Origin of the sequence: Halobellus sp. Atlit-38R (assembly GCF_003665925.1) — an archaeon.
GTDB classification, from domain to species: Archaea; Halobacteriota; Halobacteria; order Halobacteriales; family Haloferacaceae; genus Haloquadratum; species Haloquadratum inordinatus.
In genome coordinates this window covers 340,942-346,979 of record NZ_QXIJ01000004.1, presented here as the reverse complement: position 1 = coordinate 346,979, position 6,038 = coordinate 340,942, and the positions used below count along the sequence as shown (strand labels likewise).

Annotated in this window: 7 protein-coding genes; 4 read left to right on the top strand and 3 right to left on the bottom strand. The window is 61.6% G+C overall.

Annotated features, from left to right (window positions below):
- Nucleotides 1-511 precede the first annotated feature (511 nt).
- Entirely contained in the window at nt 512-1,711 is a 1,200-nt protein-coding gene (locus D3D02_RS08430; RefSeq protein ID WP_121569515.1) for an orc1/cdc6 family replication initiation protein, read from the top strand.
- A 244-nt stretch (nt 1,712-1,955) separates the two neighbouring features.
- Entirely contained in the window at nt 1,956-2,876 is a 921-nt protein-coding gene (gene aglJ, locus D3D02_RS08425; RefSeq protein ID WP_121569514.1) for an S-layer glycoprotein N-glycosyltransferase AglJ, read from the top strand.
- 195 nt (nt 2,877-3,071) lie between these two features.
- Here aglJ and D3D02_RS08420 read toward each other — a convergent pair whose 3' ends face one another.
- The gene (locus tag D3D02_RS08420; RefSeq protein WP_121569513.1) at nt 3,072-3,395 is read right to left on the bottom strand and encodes a hypothetical protein; all 324 of its coding nucleotides are present in this window, start codon (nt 3,393-3,395) and stop codon (nt 3,072-3,074) included.
- Nucleotides 3,396-3,517: 122 nt separating this feature from the next.
- Here D3D02_RS08420 and D3D02_RS08415 point away from each other — a divergent pair, with 122 nt between their 5' ends.
- Entirely contained in the window at nt 3,518-3,730 is a 213-nt protein-coding gene (locus tag D3D02_RS08415; protein ID WP_049985763.1) for a ribbon-helix-helix domain-containing protein, read from the top strand.
- Between the two features lie 18 nt (nt 3,731-3,748).
- Here the strand turns inward: D3D02_RS08415 and D3D02_RS08410 are convergent, their stop codons facing one another.
- Both D3D02_RS08410 and D3D02_RS08405 read right to left on the bottom strand, forming a co-directional pair.
- Nucleotides 3,749-4,165, bottom strand: coding sequence for a hypothetical protein (locus D3D02_RS08410; protein WP_121569512.1), 417 nt, complete (start codon nt 4,163-4,165; stop codon nt 3,749-3,751).
- A gap of 91 nt (nt 4,166-4,256) precedes the next feature.
- On the bottom strand, nt 4,257-4,943 hold the full coding sequence (locus D3D02_RS08405; protein WP_199723035.1) for a hypothetical protein: 687 nt from the start codon (nt 4,941-4,943) through the stop codon (nt 4,257-4,259).
- A 140-nt stretch (nt 4,944-5,083) separates the two neighbouring features.
- On the opposite strand from D3D02_RS08405, the gene D3D02_RS08400 reads away from it, so the two are divergent.
- Nucleotides 5,084-6,031 (top strand): DUF502 domain-containing protein, encoded by a 948-nt coding sequence (locus D3D02_RS08400; protein WP_158599329.1) that lies wholly within the window; start codon nt 5,084-5,086, stop codon nt 6,029-6,031.
- Nucleotides 6,032-6,038 lie beyond the last annotated feature (7 nt).

The window sequence follows — 6,038 nt, the reverse complement described above, 5'->3', positions numbered from 1 at the left end:
CTCGTCAAGCGTGTTGACGAGGAAGTTAAGGAGCTGGTCCTCGTGGATTTCACCGTCTGCTTGCTGGGTATTGGACACACCGTCAGCAAGCAGACGTCTCAACTAACCGGCTTTGTGAAGTACTGAGTCTCTTCGATGATTTCGATGCAGTATTATGGATAATATGGGACTCGCTTCAGTGCGCCGAAAGTGTTGAATTATCCCTTCGTCCACACCCCTCGTTTCGTCTGTTCTACGCACTCAGGGTACACCGTCTGGCATTAAGTAAGCCAATCTTCGAGCGCACTCATAGACACCCCTCATTTCGTCTGTTCTTTTCGCCGGGAATTCTGTACTGCCATCAAGGTAGCCGATTTTTCAGCACACTTGCAGGCACCCCTCATTTCGTCTGTTTGTTGCATCTGGATCGTCTCTGTCTTTGACCGTATAACGCCCCTTCTTGCGCAACAGATAAAACAAAAGAAACAGGCGAAACAAAATAAATATATGTGGCTTGTACATCTGCCGTAGTATGACTAAAGACCTCTTCCGTGATATGACGGAGACGCTTTTTGAGGACAAATCGATTCTTTCGGAGGAGTACCGTCCTGACGTCATCGTTGAACGAGAAGAGGAGATAGATGCGTACCGGACTGCGCTAAAAGATATACTGTTCGGCCGAAATCCCTCCAACGTATTCGTGTACGGTAAAACAGGCGTTGGTAAAACTGCAGTCACAGAATATGTGCTGACTGCTCTCTCGGAAGAGGTCAAACGACGACCAGAGGCCGATGATCTCCACGTTATCTTCCATAATTGTAACGATGATACGGTCTATCGGACCGTGCGATCACTCATTCACGGAATCCGCGGTCCAGAAGGCGATTCGTTCCCTGAAACGGGGCTTTCGACATCACACGCGCTTGAGACGCTCTATGAGGAGATGAACAGACAAGGCGGTACATTTCTATTCGTCCTTGACGAAATCGATCACCTCTCCGACCCGGACTCGCTGTTATATGAACTCCCAAGAGCACGGGCAAATGGACATTTAGAAACTGCTCGCGTCGGCGTTGTGGGGATCAGCAACAACTACACATTTCGGTCTTCGCTCAGTCCGAAAGTCAAAGATACCCTGATGGAGAAAGAAATCGGCTTTTCACCATACGACGCCAATGAACTCCGATCGATTCTCACGAACCGCGCAGAGAAAGCTATCATCGAGGATGCCTATGAAGAATCTGCGATCGCACGCTGTGCCGCGACAGCAGCAAAAGATACAGGAAGTGCTCGGCAAGCTATCGATCTCCTTCGTGAAGGTGGTGACGTCGCCGAGGAGAACGGTGCGGAGACAATTACTGACGAACACATCGAGATTGCGACCGAACGCGTTCGGCGCGGTCGTGTCCGTGATAAACTCCGTGATCAGACGATTCACGGGCAACTGATTTTGGAGGCCATCGCACACCTCGAAACGAACGGTCAGACTCGGGTCCGGTCAAAGGAGATCCAAGATGTTTACGAACGCGCCGCTGTCGGGTGGAATCACGAACCCTTGACGACTCTGAAAAGCCTGCAGAATCACCTCGGAGATTTAACGATGCTTGGATTTCTTGACCGGACAGAACAGAACAACGGTCGTGCCGGTGGCGCTCACTATCAATATGAGCTCACACTGGATCCGGAAATTGTCCTTGAAACGCGCGAATCGATCGAGACGACACCACCCTAACCAATTATAGAACAGACGAAACGAGGGGTGTGACCCAGCTCGCTGAACGCCGACCACATTGGTAGAGTAGAACAGACGAAACGAGGGGTGTGTCGCACGCAACTCTCCAGAACGAGTACGCAACGAGCTGTATCCACAGTAGCTGCGTGGTTTTGGCGCAGAAGACACGAAATGAACCCTGGCACAAGAACTACGCGCCTCGTTTCCGGAATCACTTTCACCCCTGCACGACCCACTCCGCACGATGGATTACGACGACGTCTGCGTCCTCGTGCCCACCTACAACGAGGCCGAGACGATCGGCCAGGTAGTTGAGGATTTCCGAGACGCGGGCTTCGACGACGTGCTCGTCGTCGACGGCGGCTCCGGCGACGACACCGACGAGATCGCCGAGGCGCACGGCGCGCGCGTCGTCTACCAGTCGGGCTCGGGCAAAGGACAGGCCGTTCGCGAGGGCGTCGAGAAGTACGTCGACCGCGAGTACGTGCTGATGCTCGACGGCGACGCGACCTACCGCGTTGAGGACGCCGACGCAATGCTCCGGCCACTCCTCGAGGGTGACGCCGAGCACGTCATCGGGGACCGCTTCGCGGATATGCGCGAGGGCGCGATGACGCGCTTCAATCAGATCGGCAATCGGATCATCAACCGCGGCTTCGCGACCGTCCACGGCGAGGACTTTCAGGACATCCTCTCGGGCTATCGCGCGTTCACGCGCGAATCGTTCCTGAAGATGACGCTCACCTCCGACGGCTTCGGCATCGAGACCGAGATGGCCGTCGAGTGCGCCAAGCGGAAGATCCCGACGACGGTCGTTCCGATCACGTACCTCCCGCGGCCCTCCGGGTCGGATACGAACCTCCGGCCCGTCCGCGACGGCGGGATCATCTTTCTGGAGCTCTACCGCCGCGCGAAGACCAACAATCCGCTCTTTTACTTTGGGAGTCTTGGCGTCATCTCCAGCCTCACTGGCTTCCTCGTCGCTGTCTACGTCGCGGTCGAGTGGATCACGCGGAACATCTCCCACGAGGTGCTCGCAGTCGTCGCCGCCTTCGGCATCATCGTCGGCGTCCAACTCCTGATGTTCGGCGTGCTTGCAGACCTGATTCTGACGCTCCACCGCGACACGCTGCGGAAGATCGAAGAGGAGACGGGCACCGAGTAGGAGGATCACAGACGCATCGCAGCCAGCGAAGCGACCCGGTGCGGTTGTCGCCGCATTGCCGCGGGCGCTCGACGTATTGTACCGCGAGGCGAGCGACGCGAGCCGAGCGGATCTTCTCCTCCAGGTTTTTGCGCGGTGGGTTCCCGCAGCGGCGCAGAGCGTCGCGAGGAAACCCACCGTGGAAAAAGGTGGGTGTTAGAACGGAAGCAGCGCCCGCAACTGCGAGAAGATCCCGCCGCCTGACGCGCGGTACTCCTCCAGGACGGGATGCAGCGCGTCGAGGAGTTCGCGCTTGCTGTCGAACTGGCTCGTGCCGACGGATGCGAGCGCTTCCGAGAGCGCGACGGTGTTCCCGTTGGCGTCGTACGGAATCGCGGGATCGTTCAGCGCGCGTACGACCTCGTCTGCTGTGGCAGGAAAGGTGAGATCGGACTCCGAGAGATATGGAGTGAGCGCCGCGATGCCGAACTCCAGGGAATCGGGCTCGTCGTCGCCCTGCTGCGGTGGTCTGACAGCCATTGCGGGCTGGTACGGCTGCAGGGGTGGAAAAACCCCCGGCTCTCGGTCGACGGACAAACGCAGCGCACGCACTGGAACTCCACACTGTTTAGTTCGGCCGACGCCTCGTCTTTCGCAGGACGATGACCGAGTACACCACCGTTTCGATCCCGAAGGACCTGGCCGAGCGCGTCGACGAAACCATCGAGGGGACCAGCTTTTCGAGCACGAGCGACCTCGTGCGCTTTCTCCTCCGAAGTATCGTCATTCAGTACCAGCGCGAGGGCGAACTCACCGAAGCGCAGTTCGAGGATATCGCAGAACAGCTCGCGGACCTGGGCTATCTCGATCGGTAGCGGACGCCGCTTCGCCCCTTACTCCGCGAGCGTCTCCCGCGGCGGTTCGACGTCGAGCACGTCGAGACCGAGTTCGCGGTCGTTGCGATCGAACGCCGCACACGACGCCTGGTCCCAAGGCGGCACCGCGACGACGAGTGCGGCGGCGAAGGTGTCCTCGCGGGTCGCCTCCAGCGGCCCCTGTGGATGCGAGACGAATCGCGCGCGGCCGCGGCCCGCGGGAGTGCCGAGGTCGACCCCGAAGACGGCGGCGACGGACCCGCTCGCCTCCGGGAAGTAGAAGTGTGTCAACACCGGCGTCTCGTCGTCGAGTCCGAGATCCGTCTCGAAGTCGCCGGCCGGCGTCGACGCGAGCACGACGCTCACCGAGGACGGTTCCTCTGCCTCTGCCATTTCGAGGAGCGCGTCGAGAAGCCCGCGCGTGATGTAGACCACGAGTGCTCAAACGGGAGCGTGGATGAAAACGGCGTCGGAGGATTAGCGGGCAAACGTCGCTAGGGGAGACCGTTTGGGACGATGGCCCGGCTTACGAGAGCAACTCCCGAAGTGCGCGCCCGTACGCGCCCGGCAGATTCCGCCGGGCGTTATCGAGCGCGTCCCGAAGCGCCCGCGCGGCGTCGGTCAGCACGCCTTCGCCGTGACCGACGAGGACGCGGTCGACGTCGAAACCGCGGAGTGCGCGACGCGGCGGCGCGGGCCGAAGCATCGGATGCACGCCGAGCCGTTCGCCCGGTGCGCAGAAGTACGAGGCGGTGCCGACCGCTTCCGGCACGACGAGCGTCTTGTCCGCGCGGTGATAGAGCCCGACCTCCTGCCACGGCGGGACGCTGGTGTCGAGGATCGGAAACGCCTCGAAGCCCGAATCGCCGAGTTCCCGGTCGAAGCGCTCGATCGGCGCGTCGATCTCCTCGACGACGCCGGACATCCACTGCGGGACGTAGACGGGCGCGTCGTGGCGAGTCGCGAGCGCCGCGGCGTCGCGCTTGTGTCTGTCGAGGCCGACGACGACGCCGGACACGTCGCCGAACTCGGCCAGGAGCTCGTCCAGGTCGGGGGCGTCGACGGGATCGACGACCCAGACGCCGCCGTCGTCGCCGACGAGCGCGTGGCTCGCGCGCTCCATCGTCTCCTCGGGGTAGGCGATCCAGCCGACGCCCCGATCCCACCGGTCGATCTCGCGGTACTCGTTCGTCGCGCCGCCCTTCATCGGCATACCGGATACTGCGCACGCGACGCGCATAAAGTTCCTCGCCGTCGCCGGTCGGTCAGATGGCAGCGGACCGCTCGGACACCGGCGTCGACACAGCGAGAGCCGGGACACCTTTCAGGTGGTCTGTCGTACACGACGACAGTATGTCTGATGGACGCTCGGGCGTCCCGTCGATGCGTCGCGTCCGGAACTCGATGTACGACGTCGTCCGCGAGGCGTTCATCTCCGGGCTCGCCGTCGTCGTCCCGCTGGTCATCACGATCGCGGTGTTTCTGTTCCTGTTCAACACCGTCTACGGTTACGTCAGTCTCTTCTCGGACGCCATCGCCGCGCTCCCGATCGTCTCGCTCGTCCCGGCCGCGCTGGGCGTCAGCCCGCAGACGCTTCTGGAAGCGACCGTGCCGGTCGCCGTCTTCGGTGCGGTCCTCGCCATCGGGCTCGTGGTGAACAGCTCTCGGTACGGACAGCGCGCTGTCGAGTACTTCGACTACGTGATGGCGCGGATTCCCGGCGTCGGATCGGTGTACGAGAGTTTCCGGCGAATGAGCGACGTGATGCTCGAATCTGACGCGGAGAACTTCCGCGAGGTAAAACTCGTCGAGTTCCCCCACGAGGAGGCGTACACGCTCGGGTTCGTGACGACCGAGACGCCCGAGGTGTTTCGGACGGCGGTCGACCACGAGGAGATGCTCACGCTGTTTCTGCCGCTCGCACCGAATCCGGTGATGGGTGGCCACCTGGTACACCTGCCCGAGAGCCGCGTGATGGACGTCGAGATGACCGTCGAGGACGGGATTCAGGCGATCGTCACGAGCGGCGTCGCGATGACGAGTCCCGACGACGACGGACTCTCGCGCGAGGCGCTGGCCTCGCTGACCGACGCGGACCTCGGTGACGGGGCGACGGCGAACGGGACAGCGGCGAACGGCACGGCGGCGAACGGGGCGGAGACAAACGGCGGGGCTTCGACTGCCCGCTACGACGAACACGAACGGCGCGATCCGAAGCACGCCGAAACCCCGGCGGACCTGGCTCGCTTCGGAGACGGTCACGATAACCGCCCCCGAGTCGACGACGAGAGCGAGGGCTAGGGGCGAC